General features: G+C 67.3%; 19 protein-coding genes. 7 read left to right on the forward strand and 12 right to left on the reverse strand.

All coding sequences use genetic code 11. The annotated features are described in order from the left end of the window. Positions 1-46: 46 nt before the first annotated feature. Both ABE85_RS23200 and ABE85_RS23205 read left to right on the forward strand, forming a co-directional pair. Positions 47-1,030: a tripartite tricarboxylate transporter substrate-binding protein gene (locus ABE85_RS23200; protein WP_067280380.1), complete on the forward strand. Its 984-nt coding sequence runs from the start codon at positions 47-49 to the stop codon at positions 1,028-1,030. A gap of 112 nt (positions 1,031-1,142) precedes the next feature. Further along, entirely contained in the window at positions 1,143-1,949 is an 807-nt protein-coding gene (locus ABE85_RS23205) for a GNAT family N-acetyltransferase (RefSeq protein ID WP_067280382.1), read from the forward strand. Here the strand turns inward: ABE85_RS23205 and ABE85_RS23210 are convergent. From ABE85_RS23210 to dnaA, 8 genes are all read right to left on the reverse strand, one after another. Then, positions 1,897-2,601 (reverse strand): SDR family oxidoreductase, encoded by a 705-nt coding sequence (locus ABE85_RS23210; protein ID WP_067280384.1) that lies wholly within the window; start codon positions 2,599-2,601, stop codon positions 1,897-1,899. The two genes, ABE85_RS23205 and ABE85_RS23210, sit on opposite strands and share 53 nt — an antisense overlap. Before the next feature lie 99 nt (positions 2,602-2,700). Next, positions 2,701-3,324 (reverse strand): TetR/AcrR family transcriptional regulator, encoded by a 624-nt coding sequence (locus tag ABE85_RS23215; protein WP_067280386.1) that lies wholly within the window; start codon positions 3,322-3,324, stop codon positions 2,701-2,703. Between the two features lie 59 nt (positions 3,325-3,383). Next, on the reverse strand, positions 3,384-3,962 hold the full coding sequence (locus ABE85_RS23220) for a DUF3617 family protein (RefSeq protein ID WP_067280389.1): 579 nt from the start codon (positions 3,960-3,962) through the stop codon (positions 3,384-3,386). 109 nt (positions 3,963-4,071) lie between these two features. Then, a complete protein-coding gene (locus ABE85_RS23225; RefSeq protein ID WP_067280391.1) occupies positions 4,072-4,644 on the reverse strand; it encodes a hypothetical protein in 573 nt (190 codons plus the stop codon). Between the two features lie 183 nt (positions 4,645-4,827). After that, positions 4,828-5,733: a DUF3800 domain-containing protein gene (locus ABE85_RS23230; RefSeq protein WP_067283403.1), complete on the reverse strand. Its 906-nt coding sequence runs from the start codon at positions 5,731-5,733 to the stop codon at positions 4,828-4,830. Positions 5,734-5,795: 62 nt separating this feature from the next. After that, a complete protein-coding gene (gyrB, locus tag ABE85_RS23235; RefSeq protein WP_067280394.1) occupies positions 5,796-8,324 on the reverse strand; it encodes a DNA topoisomerase (ATP-hydrolyzing) subunit B in 2,529 nt (842 codons plus the stop codon). Positions 8,325-8,441: 117 nt separating this feature from the next. Continuing rightward, entirely contained in the window at positions 8,442-9,566 is a 1,125-nt protein-coding gene (gene dnaN, locus ABE85_RS23240) for a DNA polymerase III subunit beta (RefSeq protein WP_067280395.1), read from the reverse strand. A 70-nt stretch (positions 9,567-9,636) separates the two neighbouring features. After that, the gene (dnaA, locus tag ABE85_RS23245) at positions 9,637-11,172 is read right to left on the reverse strand and encodes a chromosomal replication initiator protein DnaA (RefSeq protein ID WP_067280397.1); all 1,536 of its coding nucleotides are present in this window, start codon (positions 11,170-11,172) and stop codon (positions 9,637-9,639) included. A gap of 311 nt (positions 11,173-11,483) precedes the next feature. Here dnaA and rpmH point away from each other — a divergent pair, with 311 nt between their 5' ends. The 5 genes from rpmH (at position 11,484) to mnmE (ending at position 15,835) form a co-directional block, all read left to right on the forward strand. Next, entirely contained in the window at positions 11,484-11,618 is a 135-nt protein-coding gene (gene rpmH, locus ABE85_RS23250) for a 50S ribosomal protein L34 (RefSeq protein WP_067065970.1), read from the forward strand. 233 nt (positions 11,619-11,851) lie between these two features. Beyond that, positions 11,852-12,157, forward strand: coding sequence for a ribonuclease P protein component (locus ABE85_RS28905; protein ID WP_409072560.1), 306 nt, complete (start codon positions 11,852-11,854; stop codon positions 12,155-12,157). Between the two features lie 26 nt (positions 12,158-12,183). Continuing rightward, positions 12,184-12,510 carry a membrane protein insertion efficiency factor YidD gene (gene yidD, locus ABE85_RS27165; protein ID WP_082938882.1) on the forward strand — a complete coding sequence of 109 codons (327 nt, stop codon included), beginning with the start codon at positions 12,184-12,186 and terminating at the stop codon, positions 12,508-12,510. Continuing rightward, entirely contained in the window at positions 12,503-14,185 is a 1,683-nt protein-coding gene (gene yidC, locus ABE85_RS23260) for a membrane protein insertase YidC (RefSeq protein ID WP_067280401.1), read from the forward strand. Before yidD ends, yidC begins: the two co-directional genes overlap by 8 nt. Before the next feature lie 273 nt (positions 14,186-14,458). Next, positions 14,459-15,835: a tRNA uridine-5-carboxymethylaminomethyl(34) synthesis GTPase MnmE gene (mnmE, locus tag ABE85_RS23265; RefSeq protein WP_067280403.1), complete on the forward strand. Its 1,377-nt coding sequence runs from the start codon at positions 14,459-14,461 to the stop codon at positions 15,833-15,835. A 7-nt stretch (positions 15,836-15,842) separates the two neighbouring features. Here mnmE and ABE85_RS23270 read toward each other — a convergent pair whose 3' ends face one another. The 4 genes from ABE85_RS23270 to ABE85_RS23285 all read right to left on the reverse strand — a co-directional run bounded on the left by ABE85_RS23270 (position 15,843) and on the right by ABE85_RS23285 (position 20,146). Then, the gene (locus ABE85_RS23270; protein ID WP_067280405.1) at positions 15,843-16,418 is read right to left on the reverse strand and encodes an adenine phosphoribosyltransferase; all 576 of its coding nucleotides are present in this window, start codon (positions 16,416-16,418) and stop codon (positions 15,843-15,845) included. 35 nt (positions 16,419-16,453) lie between these two features. Then, positions 16,454-17,968: a diguanylate cyclase domain-containing protein gene (locus tag ABE85_RS23275; protein WP_067280407.1), complete on the reverse strand. Its 1,515-nt coding sequence runs from the start codon at positions 17,966-17,968 to the stop codon at positions 16,454-16,456. Between the two features lie 160 nt (positions 17,969-18,128). Then, positions 18,129-19,388 (reverse strand): acyl-CoA dehydrogenase family protein, encoded by a 1,260-nt coding sequence (locus ABE85_RS23280; RefSeq protein ID WP_067280409.1) that lies wholly within the window; start codon positions 19,386-19,388, stop codon positions 18,129-18,131. A gap of 11 nt (positions 19,389-19,399) precedes the next feature. Beyond that, a complete protein-coding gene (locus tag ABE85_RS23285; RefSeq protein ID WP_067280411.1) occupies positions 19,400-20,146 on the reverse strand; it encodes a histidine phosphatase family protein in 747 nt (248 codons plus the stop codon). Positions 20,147-20,191: the final 45 nt, after the last annotated feature.

Genomic DNA, 20,191 nt, shown 5'->3' on the forward strand with positions numbered 1-20,191 from the left:
CGGCGATGTACCGGTGGCGCACTTCCCTATCCCCTTGGAGCGAGACATGCGACAGATTGCGAAGAAGGTCCTGGCCGTCACGGTGACGACGGTCTCGATGGCGGTGGCGACGGCGGCGTCCGCCGCGTATCCGGACAAGCCGATCACGATGGTGATCCCGTACGCGACAGGCGGCTCGACCGACGTGATCGGCCGGCTGATCGCCGAAGCGATGACGCGCGACCTGGGCCAGCAGGTGATCGTGGAGAACGCGGGCGGCGCCGGCGGCACGATCGGCACGGCCAAGGTGGTGCGCGCCGCGCCCGACGGCTACACGGTGCTGCTGCACAACATGGGCATCGCGACGGCGCCGGCGCTGTACCCCAAGCTCACCTTCGACGCCACGAAAGACCTGACCCCGATCAGCCTGGCCGGCGATGTGCCGATGATCCTGGTGGGCAACAAGGACTTCGCGCCGGCGACGGTGGCCGATCTCATCAAGCAGATGAAGGCCAAGCCGGGCGAGGTGCGCTTCGCGCATGCGGGCGTCGGCGCGACCTCGCATCTGTGCGCGATGCTGTTCAGCCAGACCACGAACACCACGGTGACCATGGTCCCGTACCGCGGCACCGGTCCGGCGCTGCAGGACGTGATCGCGGGCAATGTGGACCTGATCTGCGACCAGCCGGTGGCGACGGGTCCTCACGTGGCGTCGGGCGCGCTCAAGGCCTATGCGATGGCGACCAAGGCGCGCGTGTCGCAGCTGCCGAACGTGCCCACCTTCGCCGAAGGCGGCCTGCCCGGTTTCGAGCTCGCCGTGTGGCACGGCGTGTACGCGCCCAAGGGCACGCCCGCGGCGGTGGTGACGCGCCTGAACCTCGCGCTGCGTCACGCCCTCGCGGATGCGAACGTCGTGAAGCGCTTCCAGGAGATGGGCGTCGTCCCGCCGCAGGGCGAGCGGCTCAAGCCGCAGGCGCTCGGCGTGCAGACGGCGTCAGAGATCAAGAAGTGGGATCCGGTGATCAAGGCTGCGGGCGCGAAGGCGGAGTAAGCCTCCAGAAGGCGGAGTCGGGACCAGGACTCGCCGGCGTGTCGCGAATGACCGCCGGCGTGTCGCGGACGACCGTGGCGTCCATCCCGCCGACCGCATAGAGTCCTGGCGCATGAACACCGCGCCGACCCCTCCCGTCCCGACGTCTTCCGACGATCCGCTGCTCGATCATGTGGTCTGGCATGCGCTCACGGGACGGCAGGCGGCGCTCGCCGCCGGGGCGGGCGACGCCTGGCGCTTCCCGCCGGACGTCGGTCCCTTCGGTGCCGTGAGGCCCCCGACGGGCGGCACGCCCGCGCAGCTGACCGAACTCCTTCGCATCGGGTCGCCCGTCGTGCTCGTGACGGCCGAAGACGAACGTCCGTTCGGCGGGCTCGTGCCGTTCAAGCGGGCACCGGTCGATCAGATGGTGCTGGTGGATCCTGCGGCGATGGCGTCCGTGCCGGACATCGAGACGCTGACGATGGGCAGGGCCGACGTGCCGGACATCCTCGAACTCGTGCGCGCGACGCAGCCCGGACCCTTCGGGCTGCGCACCCTCGAGCTGGGTCGCTACATCGGCGTCCGGCGGGAGGGCCGGCTCGTCGCGCTGTCGGGCGAGCGGATGAAGGTCCCCGGCTTCACCGAGGTCAGCGCGGTCTGCGTCGATCCGTCGTGCCGCGGCCGAGGCTTTGCCGCATCGCTGATGAAGGCGGTCGCGCTAGGCATCCTTGCCCGCGGCGAGACGCCCTTCCTGCACGTGTTCACGGACAACGTCACCGCGAGCGCGCTCTACGAGCGCCTGGGCTTCCGCCTGCGGCGCCGCTTCAGCGTGAGCTTCTTCGATGAGTCGAGCGCGGCCGGACTACCGGGTGGGCCCGGTGCGCTCAATGCGCCATCGGATCCATCAGGTACACCCCATCCGACAGCGCCTTCTTGACCTGCCGCGTCGAGTCGTCGACGGTGATCTCGACGGCGCCCTGTTCGATCTCGTCGAGCGACTGGCGGACGACGTCCTCCGGTCGCGCCTTGGGCACCTCGAAGTCCCGGATCATGTCCGTGTCGATGAAGCCGCCGTGGAAGCCGGCGACCAGCGTGCCCTGCGGCGCGAGTTCGGCACGCAGACTGTTGGTCAGCGCCCAGGCCGCGGCCTTGCTGACGCCGTAGGCGCCGAGCATCGGCGTGTTCACCCAGCTGAGGATGGACAGCATGTTCAGGATCGCGCCGCCGCCGTTGCGGCCCAGCACGGGCGCGAACGCGCGCGCGACGTGGAAGATGCCGAACAGGTTGGTCTCGAGCTGCTCGCGCAGGACGACCTCGGCGTTGGCGCTCGCGATCCCGCCGACCCGGCCGATGCCGGCGTTGTTGATCAGCAGCGTCACATCGCCGCAGGCGCGCGCGGCGGCGGCGGCCTGTTCCGGCTGGGTCACGTCGAGCTGCACCGGCACGACGCCGGGCAGGGTGATGGTCGACACATCGCGCGCGGCCGCATAGATCTTCTTCGCGCCGCGGGCCAACGCCTGCTTGGCGAACTCGAGCCCGAGGCCCCGGTTCGCGCCGGTGATGAAGACGACGGCATCCTTGATCTGCATGGAACTTCCTTCTGCGCCGCGGCGCGTTGGTTTCATATGACGCACGTCATATATTTGGACAAAGAGAAGGGACCCGAAGGTCCCGGATGGAAAACGGACTCAGCGCGCTGGGCGGGAGGGTCGAGCGGCGGCGTCGGCGTATTGATCCAGCAGCGAGCGCTTCGTGCTGGTGAGGATGGTGAGCGCCTGTTCGCGATCGCCGATGGCCCGGGCCATCTGGAGCGCGCCGATCAGCATTGCGGCGATCGGCCAGGCGGACTCCGGCGAGGCCCCTTCGCCCAGCGCATCCAGCACGAGGCCTTGCATGCCCAGCAGGAGTCCGTGGCCTTCGCCGCGGACGGCGTCCGACTGACGGGGCATCTCGGCGACCAGCGCCGCGACCGGGCAGCCGCAGTCGACGTTGTCGATGCCGCTCTCGTGCAGATAGGTCTCCACCAGGGCGCGGAAAGGCGGCACACCGGCAGCCACCAGCCGATCGGCATGACTGTGATGCAGCGCGCGGCTGTCCTGTCCCGCGCGCAGCGCGGCGGCGCACAGCAGGTCGTCGCGGGATGCGAAGTGGGCGTAGAAGCCGCCGTGCGTCAGCCCGGCCTGCTTCATCACATCCGCGACGCCCACGCCGTCGAAGCCGGCGCGGCGGACGGTGCGCGACGCAACGTCGAGGATGCGGTCGCGGGATTCTTCCTTGCGGGTGGAGCGGGAAGAGGAGGAAGAAGCGTTCATGGGTCCCGAGCTTAATATGATGATCATCATACGTCAACGACCCGCCCCCGATCCGCGGACTACCGCATCAGTTCTGCCAGCGAGGGGTCCAGACCCGCCGGCGGCGAGCTGCAGTCGCTGCCGACCCACTGGTGTACGGACGAGGAGTCATAGCTCAACGGCTGACCTTGCACGGTCGAGCCCTTGAACGAGACCTTCACCGTGGCGGTGGACTTGTCCTTGACCTCGTAGGTGCCGACACCGGTGCCGGTGACCATCTCGCTCTTGCAGCTCATGGTGAAAGTGCCGCTGGAGGCATCGGCGGGCTTGAGCTGCGTGGTGCACTGCTCGACGCTCTCCGGCTTGGGCAGCGCGAACTCGGCGGACTGCTGGCAGTCGAGATGGGGGCTGCCGCCGGCGGGCAGGCCGAGCTTGGCCATGGCGGCGGACAGGCTGCTCTTCTGCTGCGCGGTCAGCGCGCCCTTGATGTCGAAGATCGTCGGCATCTTGCGGCCGTTGAGCGTGTTGACGCTCGCGCTCGCCCACAGGCCGGGCTTCACGCTGATCGACTGGGCCTGGACCGGTACGGCCACGGCCAGCAGGCCGAGCGACAGGGCGATCACGGAAAGGGTCGCGGAACGGAAAGCGGTGGTGCGCATGCAGAGGGCTTCGTGGATGTCCGGGGAGGACGACGAGGTCAGTCTACGGAGCGCTTCCGCGCTATCGGAGCGTCTCTGAACCCTTCACAGGGGGCGCGCATGACCGAGGTCATGTCGAGGCGCGCCGCGGGTACCAGCCCAGCCACAGCGACCACACAGCGGCCACGCTGAGGCACAGCGTACGGGCCAGGTGAGCCATCTGCAGTTGCTGGAAGGCGGCATCGCTGAAGCCGTGCTCCTGCATGTCGCCCTGCGCGCCGGCGGCCCAGGGCGTCGTGGCGACAGACAGCACCCACAAGCTCGCGATGCCCCACAGCGCCCGGCGGGAGAAGCGGCCGGGTGCTGCCCAGAGCGAGAGCGCGGCCGCCAGCGCGCCTGCGCCGTATGGCAGGACGACAACAGCCAGCCGACGCGTGTAGCCCCGCGAGAAGGCCTGCAGCGCCACCTCGCTGACGGCGGCCATGTCCACATGGAGGCGGTAGACGTTGAAGTAGAGGAGCCAGCCGACGCCAACGCTCGACCAGGCGAGCGCGAGATGCACCGCTTGGAGGGCGTCGGCGGCGCGCCCATCGATGATCAGCGGCGGAGGTCTGCGCGTGATCCCGCTCGTTGCCAGTGCGGCGACATAGAGCAGCAAGGCCGCGCCAAGCATGGCCAGAAAACCGATGAAGTAAAGCGGCATGCGACTCTTCCTCCCGCGCCATGGCGCTGCGGATGATAGTCGTGCGTTCATCTTGCAAGACGTTTGGCGGCCTCACTCATCGAGGGCTAGCGCAGCCTTTAAGCAACCCTCAATGGTTCGCTTCGACGAGCTGAGGAGGGTTGCTACCTAATAACGGGTTTCGCAATACGCTACACTCCGCCTCTAAGTGGATTGGGGGTTCCCGGTCGGCGCTACAGCCTCGGTGGGTTCACCGGGGCTTTTCGCTTTTTGGGGCGGATAAACAACCAACCCGACGTTTTCATAGCCGGCGCCCACCCGTGAGCGCCCGCCGTCGCAGAAGAACTTCTTCTTCAACACATCGAACGCCTGATTCGACTGGGTTGGCCGGATGTAGTTGAGCCCAACGGGCCGCGCTACCAAGTCGGCCAATTGAAGTCCTGCAAGGTTGGTCTTCTTGTCGGCGAATACGACGTGGAAAGGGAGTTGGCGTTCCTGACCATCCTTCCCGTCACAGATGCGCCTGAACTCGAGTTCAAGCTCGCGATCTTCCTTCTTGCCTCTGCATTCGACGATCACGTGGGTCTGCAGATCCTGCTGGCCCTTCTCCGTCAGAAAGTCATTCAGGCGCTGGAGACAGACGTCAAGGGCGATGTGATACGGATTGGTGGCCTCGCCGTCGCTTCGATTCAACCGGGTTTTGTCGACCACGCAGGCGATCAGGATGAAGTTGCTCTTCACCATGATGTCCGAGAGCCAAGCGAGGAATTCCTTCCGGCGCGGCAGGTGGCTCAGCAGCGCAAAGTCGCCTCTTTGCTTGCGGATGTCGGTCTCATGCAGCACGACGCTGTCATGGCCGAAGTAGTTGAACTTGAGCTTCTCGATGGCGGGGATGATCTTTTCGCTGTAGTGCCGCTTATGAAACACGCACAGCGCCAGAACGAAGACGGGATATCCGGCATCGATGCTGGCAAGCGAATGGTCGCCGCTCTCGTCGACGTAGACCACGAAATCGCTGAATCGCCGCTCGCCACCCTCGACGGGTGGCGTCTCCAACGCGATGGGCTCCGCCGACTCAAACAGCGAATACTGGGTCCCGCGGTTCGCCATCAGCAGCACTCCGCTTCAATTCCGATCGAATTGTGTCGGCCGGCCAATGCTGAGCGAGGACATCACACGTCGATATTCGCGGCCCGCAGCGCGTTCTGCTCGATGAACTCGCGGCGCGGTTCCACCTCGTCGCCCATCAGCATCGTGAACACGCGGTCGGCTTCGATCGCGTCCTCGATCTGCACGCGCAGCAGGCGGCGGACCGTCGGGTCCATCGTCGTTTCCCACAGCTGCGCGGGGTTCATCTCGCCCAGGCCCTTGTAGCGCTGGCGGCCGACGCTGGACTCGGCCTGCGTCATCAGCCAGGCCATTGCGGCGCGGAAGTCCGCGACCTTGCTTTCCTTGGCTTTCTCGCCCTCGCCCTTGCGGATCACCGCTTCCTCGCCCACCAGACCCTTGAAGGTCTTGCCGGCCTCGGCCAGGACTTCATAGTCAGCGCCGTGCACGAAGTCCGTCGTGATGATGCTCGACCGCACGTTGCCGTGGTGACGGCGGCTGATGCGCAGGAACTGCTTGTCGGTGCGCGGATCGACCTCCGCATGCACCACCGCGTCGTGCAGCGCGACCTGCAGCGCCGTCGCCGAGATGTCCGCCGCTTCCTTCGTGTCCAGGTTGAGCGCCAGACCCGACGCGAGCAGATGCAGCGCCTCGCCGTCCATCCAGGCCGACAGGCGCTCGATCACGTTCTGCGCGGCCACGTACTGGCGCGCCATCGTCTCGAGCGGCTCGCCCTTGAGCACCGGGCCCGTGCCCACGCCGGACGTGTGCAGCTCCGCGTCGTTCAGTGCGACCTTCAGCAGGAAGCCGTCCAGCTCGTGGCCGTCCTTCAGGTACTGCTCGTGCTTGCCGACCTTGACCTTGTACAGCGGCGGCTGCGCGATGTAGATGTGGCCGCGCTCCACCAGCTCCGGCATCTGCCGGTAGAAGAAGGTCAGCAGCAGCGTCCGGATGTGCGCACCGTCCACGTCCGCGTCGGTCATGATGATGATGCGGTGGTAGCGGAGCTTCTCGGGGTTGAAGTCGTCGCTGCCCGCGCCGCGCCCGATGCCGGTGCCCAGCGCGGTGATCAGCGTGATGATTTCATTGCTGGTCAGCAGCTTCTCGTAGCGCGCCTTCTCGACGTTCAGGATCTTGCCGCGCAGCGGCAGGATCGCCTGGAACTTCCGGTCGCGACCCTGCTTGGCGGAGCCGCCGGCGGAGTCGCCCTCCACGATGTAGATCTCGCACAGCGCGGGATCCTTCTCCTGGCAGTCCGCCAGCTTGCCCGGCAGGCCCATGCCGTCCAGCACGCCCTTGCGGCGCGTCATCTCGCGCGCCTTGCGGGCCGCTTCACGCGCACGCGCCGCCTCGACGATCTTGCCGCAGATGATCTTGGCGTCGACCGGGTTCTCCAGCAGCCAGTCCGTCAGCTTGCTCGCCACCACGTCTTCCACCGGGCCGCGCACTTCGCTCGACACCAGCTTGTCCTTGGTCTGCGAGCTGAACTTCGGCTCCGGCACCTTGATGCTGATCACGCAGGCCAGGCCTTCGCGCATGTCGTCGCCGGTGACGTCGACCTTGGCCTTCTTGGCCAGCTCGTTGTCCTCGATGTACTTGTTGATCACCCGCGTCATCGCCGCGCGCAGACCCGTCAGATGGGTGCCGCCGTCGCGCTGGGGGATGTTGTTGGTGAAGCAGAGGACGCTTTCGTTGAAGCCGTCGTTCCACTGCATCGAGACCTCGACACCGACGTTGGTGTTCTGGTCCGACAGCTTGTCGCCCTGCGCGTGGAAGATGTTCGGATTCAGCGGGGTCTTGCCCTTGTTGATGAACTCGACGAAGCCGCGCACGCCGCCCGCGAAGGCGAAGTTGTCTTCCTTGTTGTTGCGCTCGTCGACCAGGCGGATCTTCACGCCGTTGTTCAGGAACGAGAGCTCGCGCAGGCGCTTGGCCAGGATGTCGTAATGGAACTCGGAGTTCTGCGTGAAGATCTCCGTGTCCGGCAGGAAGTGCACCTCGGTGCCGCGCTTGTCGGTCTCGCCGACGATCTTCATCGGGCTGGTCTCGAAGCCGTCGCGGACCTCGATCACGCGGTCCTGCGGGAAGCCCTTCTTGAACTCCAGCTGATGGACCTTGCCCTCGCGGCGCACGATCAGGCGCAGCGTCTTGGACAGCGCATTCACGCAGGACACGCCCACGCCGTGCAGGCCGCCCGAGACCTTGTAGCTGTTCTGGTTGAACTTGCCGCCCGCGTGCAGTTCCGTCAGCGCGATCTCGGCCGCCGAGCGCTTGGGCTCGTGCTTGTCGTCCATCTTCACGCCGGTCGGGATGCCCCGGCCGTTGTCGATGACGGAGATCGAGTTGTCCGTGTGGATCGTGATGACGATGTCGTCGCAGTAGCCGGCCAGCGCCTCGTCGATCGAGTTGTCGACGACCTCGAACACCAGGTGATGCAGACCCGTGCCGTCCGAGGTGTCGCCGATGTACATGCCGGGGCGCTTGCGCACCGCCTCCAGGCCTTCCAGGATCTGGATGCTGGACTCGCCGTACCCCGCGCCGTCGTTCTGCGGCACAGGCGTCGGGGTGTTCTCAGGAGTGCTGTTATCGGTCATCAGTGGGTGTTCCAGGCCGCCCTGCGGCCGTTTGACTGTCTAGCTGGAGCCCCCGCCTGGCGGGGGCTGGGGGTGCGCCACGTTCCCGCTCCGAGGAGCGAAGGCCGTGGCGCGACCTCAGATCCTCATCGGCATCACGACGTACTTGAAGCCGGCGTGTTCGGGGATGCTGAGCAAGGCGCTCGACGAGCTGTCGTTCAGGTCCACGCGCACCATGTCCTGCGACATGTTGGCCAGCACGTCCATCAGGTAGGTGACGTTGAAGCCGGTCTCGATCTGGTCGCCGCCGTAGTCGATCTCGAGCTCTTCCTTGGCTTCTTCCTGCTCGGCGTTGCTCGACGCGATCGACAGCAGGCCCGGGTCGAAGGACAGGCGCACCGCCTTGAACTTCTCGCTGGTCAGGATCGCCGCGCGCTGCAGCGCGGCCAGCAGCGGCTGGCGGCCGATCAGCACGTGGAAGCGGTGGTTCTTCGGGATGACGCGGTTGTAGTCGGGGAACTTGCCCTCGACCAGCTTGGTCACGAACTCCATGCCGCTGAAGCTGAACTTGGCCTGGTTGCCGGCGAAGCGCATCTCGATGGGCGCGCTCTCGTCGTCGCCCTTGCCGCCGTCCTTCAGCAGGCGCATCAGCTCCAGCACCGTCTTGCGCGGCAGGATGACTTCCTGCTTGGGCATCTCGGTGTCGGTCTCCGCCTGGGCCAGCGCCAGGCGGTGGCCGTCGGTCGCGACCAGCGTCAGCATCTTGCCTTCGGCCACGAAGAGGATGCCGTTCAGGTAGTAGCGGATGTCATGCACCGCCATCGCGAAGTGGACCTGGTTGATCAGGCCCTTCAGCGTCTTCTGCGGCACGCTGAACGCGGGGCCGAAGTCGGCCGCCTCCTGCACCAGCGGGAAGTCGTCCGCCGGCAGCGTCTGCAGCGTGAAGCGGCTCTTGCCGCCCTGCAGCGTCATCTTGCTCTGGTTGGACGTCAGGCTCACCGTCTGGTCCGACGGCATCGAGCGCAGGATGTCGATGAGCTTGCGCGCACCGATGGTCGTGGAGAAGTCGCCGTCGTCGCCGTCGAACTCGACCGCGGTGCGGACCTGGATCTCCAGGTCGCTCGTGGTGAGCTCGACCTGCCGGCCCTGCTTGCGGACCAGCACGTTGGCCAGGATGGGCAGCGTGTGGCGCCGTTCCACGATGCCGGACACGGCCTGCAGCGCGGCAAGCACTTTGTCCTGGCTGTCTTTCAACACGATCATGTCAACCTCTCTCCACTGTTGGCTGTACGGGCGAACGCGGCATTTTCGCTGAAGGCGAAGGCGTTTTTTCTCAACCCTTCAGCGTTTGCTCCAGGACGTGCAACTGCTGGTTCAACTCGGTGTTCTTCTGGCGCTCCCCGCCGATCTTGCGGACCGCGTGCAGCACCGTCGTGTGGTCGCGGCCGCCGAACAGCTCGCCGATCTCCGGCAGGCTCTTCTGCGTCAGTTCCTTGGCCAGGTACATCGCGATCTGGCGCGGGCGGGCGATGCTCGCCGGGCGCTTCTTCGAGTACATGTCCGCGACCTTGATCTTGTAGAAGTCGGCCACGGTCTTCTGGATGTTCTCGACCGAGATCTGCCGGTTCTGGATCGACAGCAGGTCCTTGAGGGCCTCGCGCGCCAGCTGGATGTTGATTTCCTTGTGCGAGAAGCGGCTGTACGCCAGTACCTTGCGGAGGGCGCCCTCCAGCTCGCGCACGTTGGCGCGCACGTTCTTCGCGATGAAGAAGGCCACGTCCTCCGGCATCGGCGCGTTCTCCGCGTCGGCCTTCTTGATCAGGATCGCGACGCGCATCTCCAGCTCGGGCGGCTCGATGGCCACCGTCAGGCCGGCGTCGAAGCGGCTGGTCAGGCGCTCGTCGATGTCCACCAGGCCCTTGGGGTAGGTGTCCGACGTCATGATGATGTGCGCCCGCTTGGCCAGCAGCGCCTCGAACGCATTGAAGAACTCTTCCTGCGTCCGGTCCTTGCCGGCGAAGAATTGCACGTCGTCGATCAGCAGCAGGTCCAGCGAGTGGTACTTGGCCTTGAGCTCGTCGAAGGTCTTGCGCTGGTAGTTCTTGACCACGTCCGAGATGAACTGCTCCGCATGCAGGTACAGCACGCGGGCATCGGGGCGATCCTTCAGCAGCGCATTGCCGACGGCGTGGATCAGGTGGGTCTTGCCCAGGCCGACGCCGCCGTAGATGAACAGCGGGTTGTACATCTGCCCCGGCGCGCCGGCGACGTGCAGCGCGGCGGTGCGCGCCATCTGGTTGGCACGACCCGGCACCAGCGTGTCGAAGGTGAGGCTCGTGTTGATGCGGTGGCGCGTGGCGCTGGGCGGCAGGTTGGCCGGGACGTTGGGCGCGGCGCCCTGGATCAAGCTGGCGGCCGTGGCCGGCGCGGCAGGCGCCGTGGCCACGGAAGCGGGGCGGGCGCCGGTCGACGTCTGGCCAACGGCGGGCTGTGCGGCGCCCGGTCCGCCGCGCAGGCCATGCTGTTGCAGCACCTGGCCCATCGTCATGCCGGAGGGCGAGGTGCGGGGCAGCGGCGCGATCGCTTCGCGCGGCGCCAGCGACAATTCGAGGCGCGCGGGCTTTCCGGCCAGCTCGGTCAGGATGGCCTCGATCCGGCCGGCGTACTGGCTGCGGATCCAGTCCAGCTTGAATCGGTTGGGGACGCGGAGCGACACCAGCACGGCCTCGTGGCCGTTCTCGTCCTGCTGGGCGACCTCCGCGGGGGGCAGCGGCCGGATCCAGGTATTGAATTGCTGTTCAGGCAGTTCGGCGGCCAGGCGTTCGCAACCGCGCTGCCACAGGGCCGCACCCGACAAGTCTGCGCTCATTGTGGAAAACTTATTCTTCGAGCGGCCCGATTGTACCGATCGGAGGCCGCGGAGTCTGGGTTATCCACAGATTTTTTCCCCCGGTCAAGTGCAGGTAATCCCCGTGGCGACTTGCATCCGGATTGACCCTGACGCAAATCTTTGCTGTAATCGCGGGTTTTCCGGACGCCCGGACGTAGCTTCGTGGGCCTCCGCTTTTCGAGCGGCTTCCGACATCCCCCGATGTCCGTGCGCGGCGCAACAAGCCAGACAGGCCGACAGGCATCTGGCGCGAGGCGGCGGGAAGTACCAAGATTTCCTAGAGGTTGAACATGAAACGCACTTATCAAGGCTCCAAGACCCGTCGCGCCCGTACCCACGGCTTCCTGGTCCGCATGAAGACGCGTGGCGGCAAGGCCGTCATCGCTGCTCGTCGCGCCAAGGGCCGCAAGCGCCTGGCCGTCTGAGCGAAGCGCCAGACGACCTCGTCAGCACCGTGATCGGCCGCGTCGTACGATCGGCCGATTTCGAGCGCGTGCTGGGTACGCCCAGCCGCGCGCGCAGCGCGCACTTCGCCGTGCACCACCTGGCCGACAGCCCCTCGCTGCCCAAGCGCCGTCCATCCACAGGAACGGCTGACTTGTCCACAGGTGATGCACCGATTCATCCCCAAGCTGTGGATGAAACGCCAACCGCGACAGTGGCGCCCACTTCCGCAGTTCCGGCTCCAGCCGCGCCCGACAGGGCCTGGCTGGGCTACGTCGTGCCCAAACGGCATGCGAAGCGCGCCGTGACGCGGACGCTGCTGAAGCGGCAGATCCGTGCGGTGTTCGGCGACCTGCCGGAACTGCCGCCCGGGCTATGGGTGGTGCGGCTGCGCATGCCTTTCGATCGCAAGCAGTTCCCCAGCGCCTCCTCGGAGGCGCTGCGCGCCGTGGCGCGCGCGGAACTGCTGCAGCTGACCCGCAAGCTGGCGCGCCCGCCAGCGTCGGCGGCGGCGGGCTGACCGGACCCCGGTTCGGAAAAACGACCATGGATCCCCGCCCCGGCCTGTCGACACGTTTGCTGATGGGGCTGGTGCGCGGCTACCAGCTGCTGTTCAGTGCCTGGCTGCGCGCGGGTTGCCGCTACAGCCCGAGCTGTTCCAGCTACGCGATGGACGCCCTGCGTCAGCATGGCGCCGCCGCCGGTACCTATCTGGCGGCCGCACGGATCCTGCGTTGCAACCCATTCTGTCTGGGCGGACACGATCCCGTGCCCGACAATCCGCCCCGCCTGTTCTCCCGATTGCTGCGTCCGTCCGGATGCCGTCCGGGGGCAGCCTCTTCAACCGCCAATCCAAAAGCTTCCCATGACTGATATTCGCCGCACCATCTTGTGGGTGGTGTTCACGATGTCGCTGGTCCTTCTGTGGGACGGCTGGCAGCGGCACAACGGACAGCCGTCGCTGTTCCACCCGGCGCCGGCGAAGGTCGCCACCGCGCCGGCCGGCCCGGCATCGGCCGCTTCCGCCGCTGCGCTGCAGGCTGCCGCCGGCGCCTCCGCCGCCGGCGCGACGGCCGCGGCCCCGGCCGTGATCAAGAACGAGCTGGTCACCTTCACGACCGACGTGGTCAAGGCCACGATCGACACCCGTGGCGGCAGCCTGGTGCGCGTGGAGCTGCTCAAGCACGCCGACGACACCAACCCGAGCGGCCACGTCGTCGTCCTGGACCCGGTCCGCAACTACAGCGCCCGTTCCGGCCTGCTGAACGTGCCGAACGCGCCCAGCGACCAGACCGTGCTGACGCTGGTCGACGGCCCGCGCGAACTCAAGGACGGCCAGGACACGCTGACCGTGAGACTGGAAGCCGACCAGGGCGGCGTGAAGCTGGCCAAGACCTACACCTTCAAGCGCGGCGACTACGCCATCGCGGTGAACCACGAGGTGACCAATACGGGCGCCGCCGCGGTGACGCCTCAGCTGTACCTGCAGCTGGTGCGTGACGGCCACATCGACCACACCGGCCCGTCGTTCGCGCCGACCTCGTTCTCGGGTCCCGCGATCTACACGGACAAGGCGAAGTACCACAAGCTGTCCTTCGACGACCTGAAGAAGAACAAGGCCGAGTACGAGAAGAACGCCGAAGACGGCTGGGTCGCGATGGTCCAGCATTACTTCGTCAGCGCCTGGATCCGCAACGAGGCGGGCCCGCGCGAGTTCAACGTCCGTTCGCTCAACGAGAACCTGTACACCGCCGGCGTGGTGATGAACTTCGCCACGGTCGCGCCCGGCGCTTCGGCCAAGCTGGACGACGTGCTGTACGTCGGTCCGCAGGAAGAGAAGAAGCTGGAAGTCCTGGCCCCCGGCCTGGAGCTGGTGAAGGACTACGGCATCTTCAAGATCCTGTCCAAGCCGCTGTTCTGGCTGCTGGACGTCCTGCACTCGCTGCTGGGCAACTGGGGCTGGGCGATCATCCTGCTGGTCGTGATGCTGAAGGCCGCGTTCTACGGCCTGAACGCCAGCGCGTACCGCAGCATGGCCAAGATGAAGGCCGTGAACCCGCGCATCCAGGAAATGCGCGAGCGCATGAAGGACAAGCCGCAGCAGATGCAGCAGGAGATGATGCGCATCTACAAGGAAGAGAAGATCAATCCGCTGGGCAGCTGCCTGCCGATCTTCCTGCAGATGCCCTTCTTCATCGCGCTGTACTGGGTGCTGCTGTCGAGCGTCGAGATGCGCGGCGCCCCGTGGGTGATGTGGATCCACGACCTGTCCAAGCCGGACAGCCTGTTCGGTCATCTGTTCGGCGCGCCCATCGGCCCGCTGCCGCTGCTGATGACGGCGTCCAGCCTGCTGCAGGTGTGGCTGAACCCGCAGCCGGCCGACCCGGTGCAGGCCAAGATGATGTGGATCATGCCGCTGGCCTTCAGCGTCATGTTCTTCTTCTTCCCGTCGGGCCTGGTGCTGTACTGGCTGGTGAACAACATCCTGTCGATCGCCCAGCAATGGATGATCAACAAGCAGATCGGCGGAGCGGCCGTGAAGAAATAAGGGAGACCGTCGCGGGAGGGGTTCGGCAATTCCTCACGCGCAGCCCCGAGCCCCCGCACACCGGGGGTTTTTTTTCGCCCGTTTGCGGGCGCTTAATGGGATGCATGCGGGGGTCGCTTCTCCACCCGGCTTGAGGTGGTGGAGAACCGGAGGCGCCAGGCGTCGGCTCACGAGAGACGGCGACGAGGCCTACCCCGCGCCATTCACGACAACGGCGATGCCGCCCAAGGGCGCATCGCCGTTTTTCATGGGCGCTGCGAGACAATCGGCGCCATGCTGTCGCGCCATCAGGACCCCATCGCCGCCATCGCCACCGCGCCCGGAAGAGGGGCGGTCGGCATCGTGCGGGTGTCCGCGCCTCAAGACCTGACCCCGCTGGTGACGGCGATCTGCGGCCGCGCGCTCAAGCCGCGCGAGGCGACCTACCTGCCGTTCCGCAGCGCACAGGGCGAGGCGATCGATCACGGCCTGGCGCTGCTGTTCCCGGCGCCGCATTCGTACACCGGCGAGCATGTGCTGGAGCTGCAGGCCCACGGCGGACCGGTGGTGCTGCAACTGCTGCTGGCGCGGTGCCTGGAGGCCGATCCCGCATTGCGGATGCGCCTGGCGGAGCCCGGTGAATTCACGCGACGCGCGTTCCTCAACGGCAAGCTGGACCTGGCGCAGGCCGAGGCGGTGGCCGACCTGATCGACGCGAGCACGGAAGCCGCGGCCCGCAGCGCAGGCCGGGCGTTGGCGGGCGCGTTGAGCAGCGAGGTCGGCGGCTTGCGCGATGGATTGATCCAGTTGCGCATGCTCGTCGAGGCGACCTTGGACTTCCCCGAGGAAGAGATCGACTTCCTCGAGCAGGCCGATGCGCTGGGCAAGCTGCGGCGATTGCTGGTGCGTGTGGAGGCCCTGCTCGACCGCAGCCGGCAGGGCGCCATCCTGCGCGAGGGCATCAAGGTCGTGCTGGCGGGGCAGCCGAACGTGGGCAAGAGCTCGCTGCTGAATGCGCTGGCCGGCGCCGAGCTGGCGATCGTGACGGCGATTCCCGGCACGACGCGGGACAAGCTGAGCCAGACGATCCAGATCGAGGGCGTGCCGCTGCACATCAGCGACACGGCGGGCCTGCGCGATACCCAGGACGAGGTCGAACGCATCGGCGTGGCGCGCAGCTGGGATGCGATCGCGGATGCGGACGTGGTGCTGTTCCTGCACGACCTGACGCGCGTCGGCCATGCGGACTACGAGTCCGAGGACGCCGAGATCCGCGGGCGTCTCGCCAGCGTCGATCCCGCGCGGATCCTGCAGATCTACAACAAGGCCGATGCGCACGCGCCGGCGTCGCTGCCTGCGGGCGCGCTGACGCTGTCGGCGAAGACCGGCGAGGGTTTGGACGGGCTGCGGCGCAAGCTGCTGGAGCAGGTCGGCTGGCACGCGGTGCCGGAGGGCCTCTTCATCGCCCGTGAGCGCCACGTGCAGGCGCTGCGCCGGACGCGCGAGCATATCGAGCTGGCCTTGCTTCAGGCCGAGGCACAACCGCCGGCGCTGGATCTGATGGCGGAGGAATTGCGCCTCGCGCATGACGCGCTCGGCGAGATCACCGGCGCGTTCACCGCCGACGACCTGCTGGGGGAGATCTTCAGCAGGTTCTGCATCGGGAAGTGACCCGGGCTCAGTGCCCTTCGAAGCCGACCAGCGAGAACACCTTCAATCCGCCGTCGCGCAGGCGCTGCGAGCCGCCCAGCTCCGGCAGGTCCACGATCGCCGCGCCTTCGATGACCTCCGCGCCGAGGCGCTCCAGCAGGCGCTTGCCGGCCATCATCGTGCCGCCGGTCGCGATCAGGTCGTCGATGAGCAGCACACGATCGCCCGCCTTCACCGCATCGGTGTGCATCTCCACCGTGGCGCTGCCGTACTCCAGCTCATAGGTCTCCTGCACGGTCGTGAAGGGCAGCTTGCCCTTCTTGCGGATCGGCACGAAGCCGACGTTCAGTTCGTACGCGAGCACCGATCCGATGATGAACCCGCGCGCGTCCAAGCCTGCGACTGCGTCGGGGCGGGCGTCGAAGTAGCGATGCACGAACTGGTCGATCAACACGCGGAAGGCCCGTGGATTCGAGAGCAGCGGCGTGATGTCGCGGAACTGCACGCCCGCCGAAGGCCAGTCCGGCACGGTGCGGATCTGGTGCTTCAGGAAGGCGATCGGATCCTGGGTGAACAGATCCTGGGTGGGGTCGGCGTTCGGCATGGGCGCGATTGTCGCGCCGCCGGCCTTCGGCAGGTTCAGGCCGTCTGCTGCTGGCAGATCAGCCGTGCCCTGCCGGCCTGCTTGGCCTCGTAGAGGGCCGCATCCGCGGTCTGGATCAGGCGCTGTGCCGCGTCGCCGGTCTGGGGAATGAAGGACGCCACGCCGATCGACAGGCTCACCGAGCGTCTCACGGGCGAGCCCACGTGCTCGATCGCGGCCAGCCTCACGCTGTCCAGGCAGCGCTGCGCCACCACTTGCGCGCCGGCCAGGTCGGTGTCGACCAGCAGCACCGCGAACTCTTCGCCACCGTAGCGGCAGACCGACTCGCCGCCCCGGCCTGCACAGCTGCGCAGCAGCGTCGCGACGCGGCGCAGGCAGTCGTCGCCGGAGACATGGCCATAGGCGTCGTTGTATTGCTTGAAGTGGTCGATGTCGACCATCAGCAAGGCCAGCGGCCGGTTGGCGCGATTGGCACGTTGCCATTCCGTCTGCAGCAGCTGGTCGAAGAGCCGCCGGTTGCCCACGCCCGTCAGGCCGTCCGTCGTCGACTGCCGCGCGAGCAGTTCGTTCGCGCGACGCAGCCGCTCCTCCTGGCGCTTGCGCTCGGTGAGGTCGGTGACGATGCAGACGTACAGGTGGATCGTGTCGGTGCGCACCTCGGCGAGCGCCAGTTGCAGATGCAAGGCCTCACCGCTGCGATGCCGCGCCGTGAACTCGCGCGGCTGGCCCAGCAGCGCACGCGGGTCCAGCGTCGCATCCGGTGTCGCGCCGGGCTCTGGCGCCGTCGCGGTCCCCGCACCCAGCAGCATGCCGATGTGCACGCCCTGCAGCTCCGCCGCGGTGAAGCCGAACAGCAACTCGCAGCTCGGATTGGCCTCCAGCACGTGGCCACCCGAATCGAGCGTCAGGATCCCGTTGGCCGCCGATTCGATCGTCGCCCGCAACTGTGCCCGGCTGGCCGCCAGCCGCTGCTGCTCGTGGATCAGGTCCGTCACGTCCATGCGCACGCCGACGATGCCGCCCGACGGCGTGCGCGATTCGTAGATGCGCAGCCACATGTCGTCGTGCACGCGCTGCAGCAGCGGTGACATCTGCTGGCCGCGCGCCTGCTTGCGCTCTTCCAGCCACTCGGGCTCGCGTCCCCGGGCTTCGGGAATGCCGCCGCGCGCGAGCGACTCGCGCACGAGGTCCTCGAAGGTGCACTTGTGCTGGAAGTGCCGCAGCATGTGCGGATAGATCTCGACCAGCCGCTTGTTGTAGGCGATCAGCCGGTCCTCGGCGTCGAAGATCTCCACGCTGGCCGGCAGCGCGTCGATGGCTTCCTCCATCGTGCGTTGCGCCAGCTTCGCCTTGGCCTGCGTGCGGGCCAGCGTCGACACCACCGCGACCGCCAGCACCACCGTCAGGACCAGCGAGGCCATGCCCAGCCAGGCCAGCCAGCCGTCCACCGCCATGCCGCCCAGGCTGACCGTCAGCACGATGGCCTGCAGACCGACCAGCAGCGCGAACGCGAGCAGCGGCCAGGTGCGGACTTCGGCGAATCGGTTCATCGCGGGAGCGGCGCCCGGGAGGGCGTCCGGAAAAAAGGGTGGCTGATCCTAGCCACCGGGCTCCTCAATGGAAACCGCTCTCCGGGGGGAGAAGCAGGTTCCTGCGACGTCCCCCCGTTGGTGTGATGCCACGCTTTGTGCGTGACGGTGTACGGCAGGCTCAGCCGCCGCGGGTGATCGGCATGTCGCCGGCGCCCGGCAGGGTCATGTGGCGGGCGAGCTCCAGCTTGGCCAGGGAGTTGCGATGCACCTCGTCCGGACCGTCCGCGAAGCGCAGCGTGCGCTGGCCCGCCCACATGTAGGCCAGCGGCGTGTCGTCGCTGACGCCCATGCCGCCGTGGACCTGCATCGCCCAGTCGATGACCTTCAGCGCCATGCTGGGCGCGACGATCTTGATCATCGCGATCTCGGCCTTCGCGACCTTGTTGCCGACGGTGTCCATCATGTAGGCCGCCTTCAGTGTCAGCAGCCGGGCCTGCTCGATGCTGCAGCGCGCCTCGGCGATGCGTTCCTGCGTGACCGTCTGCTGCGCGATCGTCTTGCCGAAGGCCACGCGCGAGATCGCCCGCTTGCACATCAGCTCCAGCGCGCGCTCCGCCGCGCCGATCGAGCGCATGCAATGGTGGATGCGGCCCGGGCCGAGGCGACCCTGCGCGATCTCGAAGCCGCGACCCTCGCCCAGCAGGATGTGGTCCACCGGCACGCGCACGTTCTTCAGCTCGATCTCCATGTGGCCGTGCGGCGCGTCGTCGTAGCCGAAGACGCTGAGGTGGCGCTTGATCGTGAGGCCCGGCGTATTCGCCGGCACCAGCACCATCGACTGCTGCTCATGGCGGCCCGCGTCGGGATTCGTCTTGCCCATCACGATGTACAGCGCGCAGCGCGGATCGCCGGCGCCCGAGGACCACCACTTCGTGCCGTTGATGACGTACTCGTCGCCGTCGCGATCGATGCGGCACTGGATGTTGGTCGCATCCGACGAGGCCACGTCCGGCTCCGTCATCAGGAAGGCGGAGCGGATCTCGCCGCGCAGCAGCGGCTCCAGCCAGCGGTCCTTGTGGGCCTCGCTGCCGTAGCGCTCGATCGTCTCCATGTTGCCGGTGTCCGGCGCCGAGCAGTTGAAGACCTCCGGCGCCCAGTACACGCGGCCCATGATCTCGCACAGCGGCGCGTACTCGAGGTTGGACAGGCCTTCCGGCGCGCGCGGCGAGCGCGGCAGGAACAGGTTCCACAAGCCGGCGGCGCGGGCCTTGGGCTTGAGCTCCTCGATCACCTTCGTCGGGATCCACGCATTGCCGCCGCGGCGGTTGGCGTCGATCTCCTCGTGGTAGCGCTTCTCGTTGGGATAGATGTGCTCGTCGAAGAACGCGAGCAGGCGCTCGCGCAGCTGTTCAACCTTGGGGCTGTAGTCGAAGTTCATGGGAAGGTCCTTCAGCCGCGTTGGCTGCGATAGCGGAGGTACTGCGCGTACAGCGCTTCCATCGTGGTGGCCCGCTCATCCGCATGCAGCGGATGCGACGGGGCGAAATTGCAGACGCGCAGCAGCCAGCTGCCGGGGGTGTCCCCGGTCGGCGGCGCGACGTCCAGCACGTTGATGCAGGCCGGCGACTGGACCCAGCTGCCCAGCATCACGCGCTGGCCGCCGGTCACGGCGTGCGAGAGGATCGCGGCGTTGACGACGCCGTGCAGCACCAGCAGCGCGCAGTCCCAGTCAGGATCGGCCTGCAGGCGCTCGATGCCGCCCAGGACGCGGTCTAGCAGCTCGCCGACGCTCTCGCCGTTGAGGAAGCGCTGCGACTCGGCGACCGGGCTGCGCTGCAGGCCGTTGAAGGCCTGCGCCAAGTCCTCGTTCGGAATCTCGCCGAGACGTCCGCCGCGGATTTCCTGCCACTCGGGCCAGGTCTGCGGCTTCAGGTCGGTCTGGCCAGAATGGCGCAGCACCAGGTCCGCAGTCTCGACGGTGCGCGGCAGGCCCGAGACGATCGCGCGATCGAAGCGCACGCCCGCGGCGCGGAAGGCATCGCCGGCGGCCTGTGCCTGGGCGATGCCGTCGTCGTTGAGCCGCACCTGCTCGGGCAGCACCGGACGACCGGTCGATCCGTCGAAGTAGGTCACCGCGCCATGGCGCATCAGGTAGATGCGACGGCGTTGCGGGCTGCGGGGCTGGGTGTCCAACATGGCAGGCAGTGTGGCGCAACGGCAAGGGGCGCACTGTCACGCAGG

The sequence above is a fragment of the Mitsuaria sp. 7 genome (assembly GCF_001653795.1).
Taxonomy (GTDB): domain Bacteria; phylum Pseudomonadota; class Gammaproteobacteria; order Burkholderiales; family Burkholderiaceae_C; genus Roseateles.

Bases quoted from the DNA above. Each gene is read 5' to 3' on its own strand.
- ABE85_RS23205 (WP_067280382.1), top strand. From the start codon at position 1,143: ATGAACACCGCGCCGACCCCTCCCGTCCCGACGTCTTCCGACGATCCG.
- ABE85_RS23230 (WP_067283403.1), bottom strand. From the start codon at position 5,733: ATGGCGAACCGCGGGACCCAGTATTCGCTGTTTGAGTCGGCGGAGCCC.
- dnaA (WP_067280397.1), bottom strand. From the start codon at position 11,172: ATGAGCGCAGACTTGTCGGGTGCGGCCCTGTGGCAGCGCGGTTGCGAA.
- ABE85_RS23280 (WP_067280409.1), bottom strand. From the start codon at position 19,388: ATGAACTTCGACTACAGCCCCAAGGTTGAACAGCTGCGCGAGCGCCTG.
- ABE85_RS23215 (WP_067280386.1), bottom strand. From the start codon at position 3,324: ATGAACGCTTCTTCCTCCTCTTCCCGCTCCACCCGCAAGGAAGAATCC.
- gyrB (WP_067280394.1), bottom strand. From the start codon at position 8,324: ATGACCGATAACAGCACTCCTGAGAACACCCCGACGCCTGTGCCGCAG.
- ABE85_RS23210 (WP_067280384.1), bottom strand. From the start codon at position 2,601: ATGCAGATCAAGGATGCCGTCGTCTTCATCACCGGCGCGAACCGGGGC.
- yidD (WP_082938882.1), top strand. From the start codon at position 12,184: ATGGATCCCCGCCCCGGCCTGTCGACACGTTTGCTGATGGGGCTGGTG.
- mnmE (WP_067280403.1), top strand. From the start codon at position 14,459: ATGCTGTCGCGCCATCAGGACCCCATCGCCGCCATCGCCACCGCGCCC.
- ABE85_RS23200 (WP_067280380.1), top strand. From the start codon at position 47: ATGCGACAGATTGCGAAGAAGGTCCTGGCCGTCACGGTGACGACGGTC.
- rpmH (WP_067065970.1), top strand. From the start codon at position 11,484: ATGAAACGCACTTATCAAGGCTCCAAGACCCGTCGCGCCCGTACCCAC.
- dnaN (WP_067280395.1), bottom strand. From the start codon at position 9,566: ATGATCGTGTTGAAAGACAGCCAGGACAAAGTGCTTGCCGCGCTGCAG.
- ABE85_RS23220 (WP_067280389.1), bottom strand. From the start codon at position 3,962: ATGCGCACCACCGCTTTCCGTTCCGCGACCCTTTCCGTGATCGCCCTG.
- ABE85_RS23270 (WP_067280405.1), bottom strand. From the start codon at position 16,418: ATGCCGAACGCCGACCCCACCCAGGATCTGTTCACCCAGGATCCGATC.
- ABE85_RS23285 (WP_067280411.1), bottom strand. From the start codon at position 20,146: ATGTTGGACACCCAGCCCCGCAGCCCGCAACGCCGTCGCATCTACCTG.
- ABE85_RS23275 (WP_067280407.1), bottom strand. From the start codon at position 17,968: ATGAACCGATTCGCCGAAGTCCGCACCTGGCCGCTGCTCGCGTTCGCG.
- yidC (WP_067280401.1), top strand. From the start codon at position 12,503: ATGACTGATATTCGCCGCACCATCTTGTGGGTGGTGTTCACGATGTCG.
- ABE85_RS23225 (WP_067280391.1), bottom strand. From the start codon at position 4,644: ATGCCGCTTTACTTCATCGGTTTTCTGGCCATGCTTGGCGCGGCCTTG.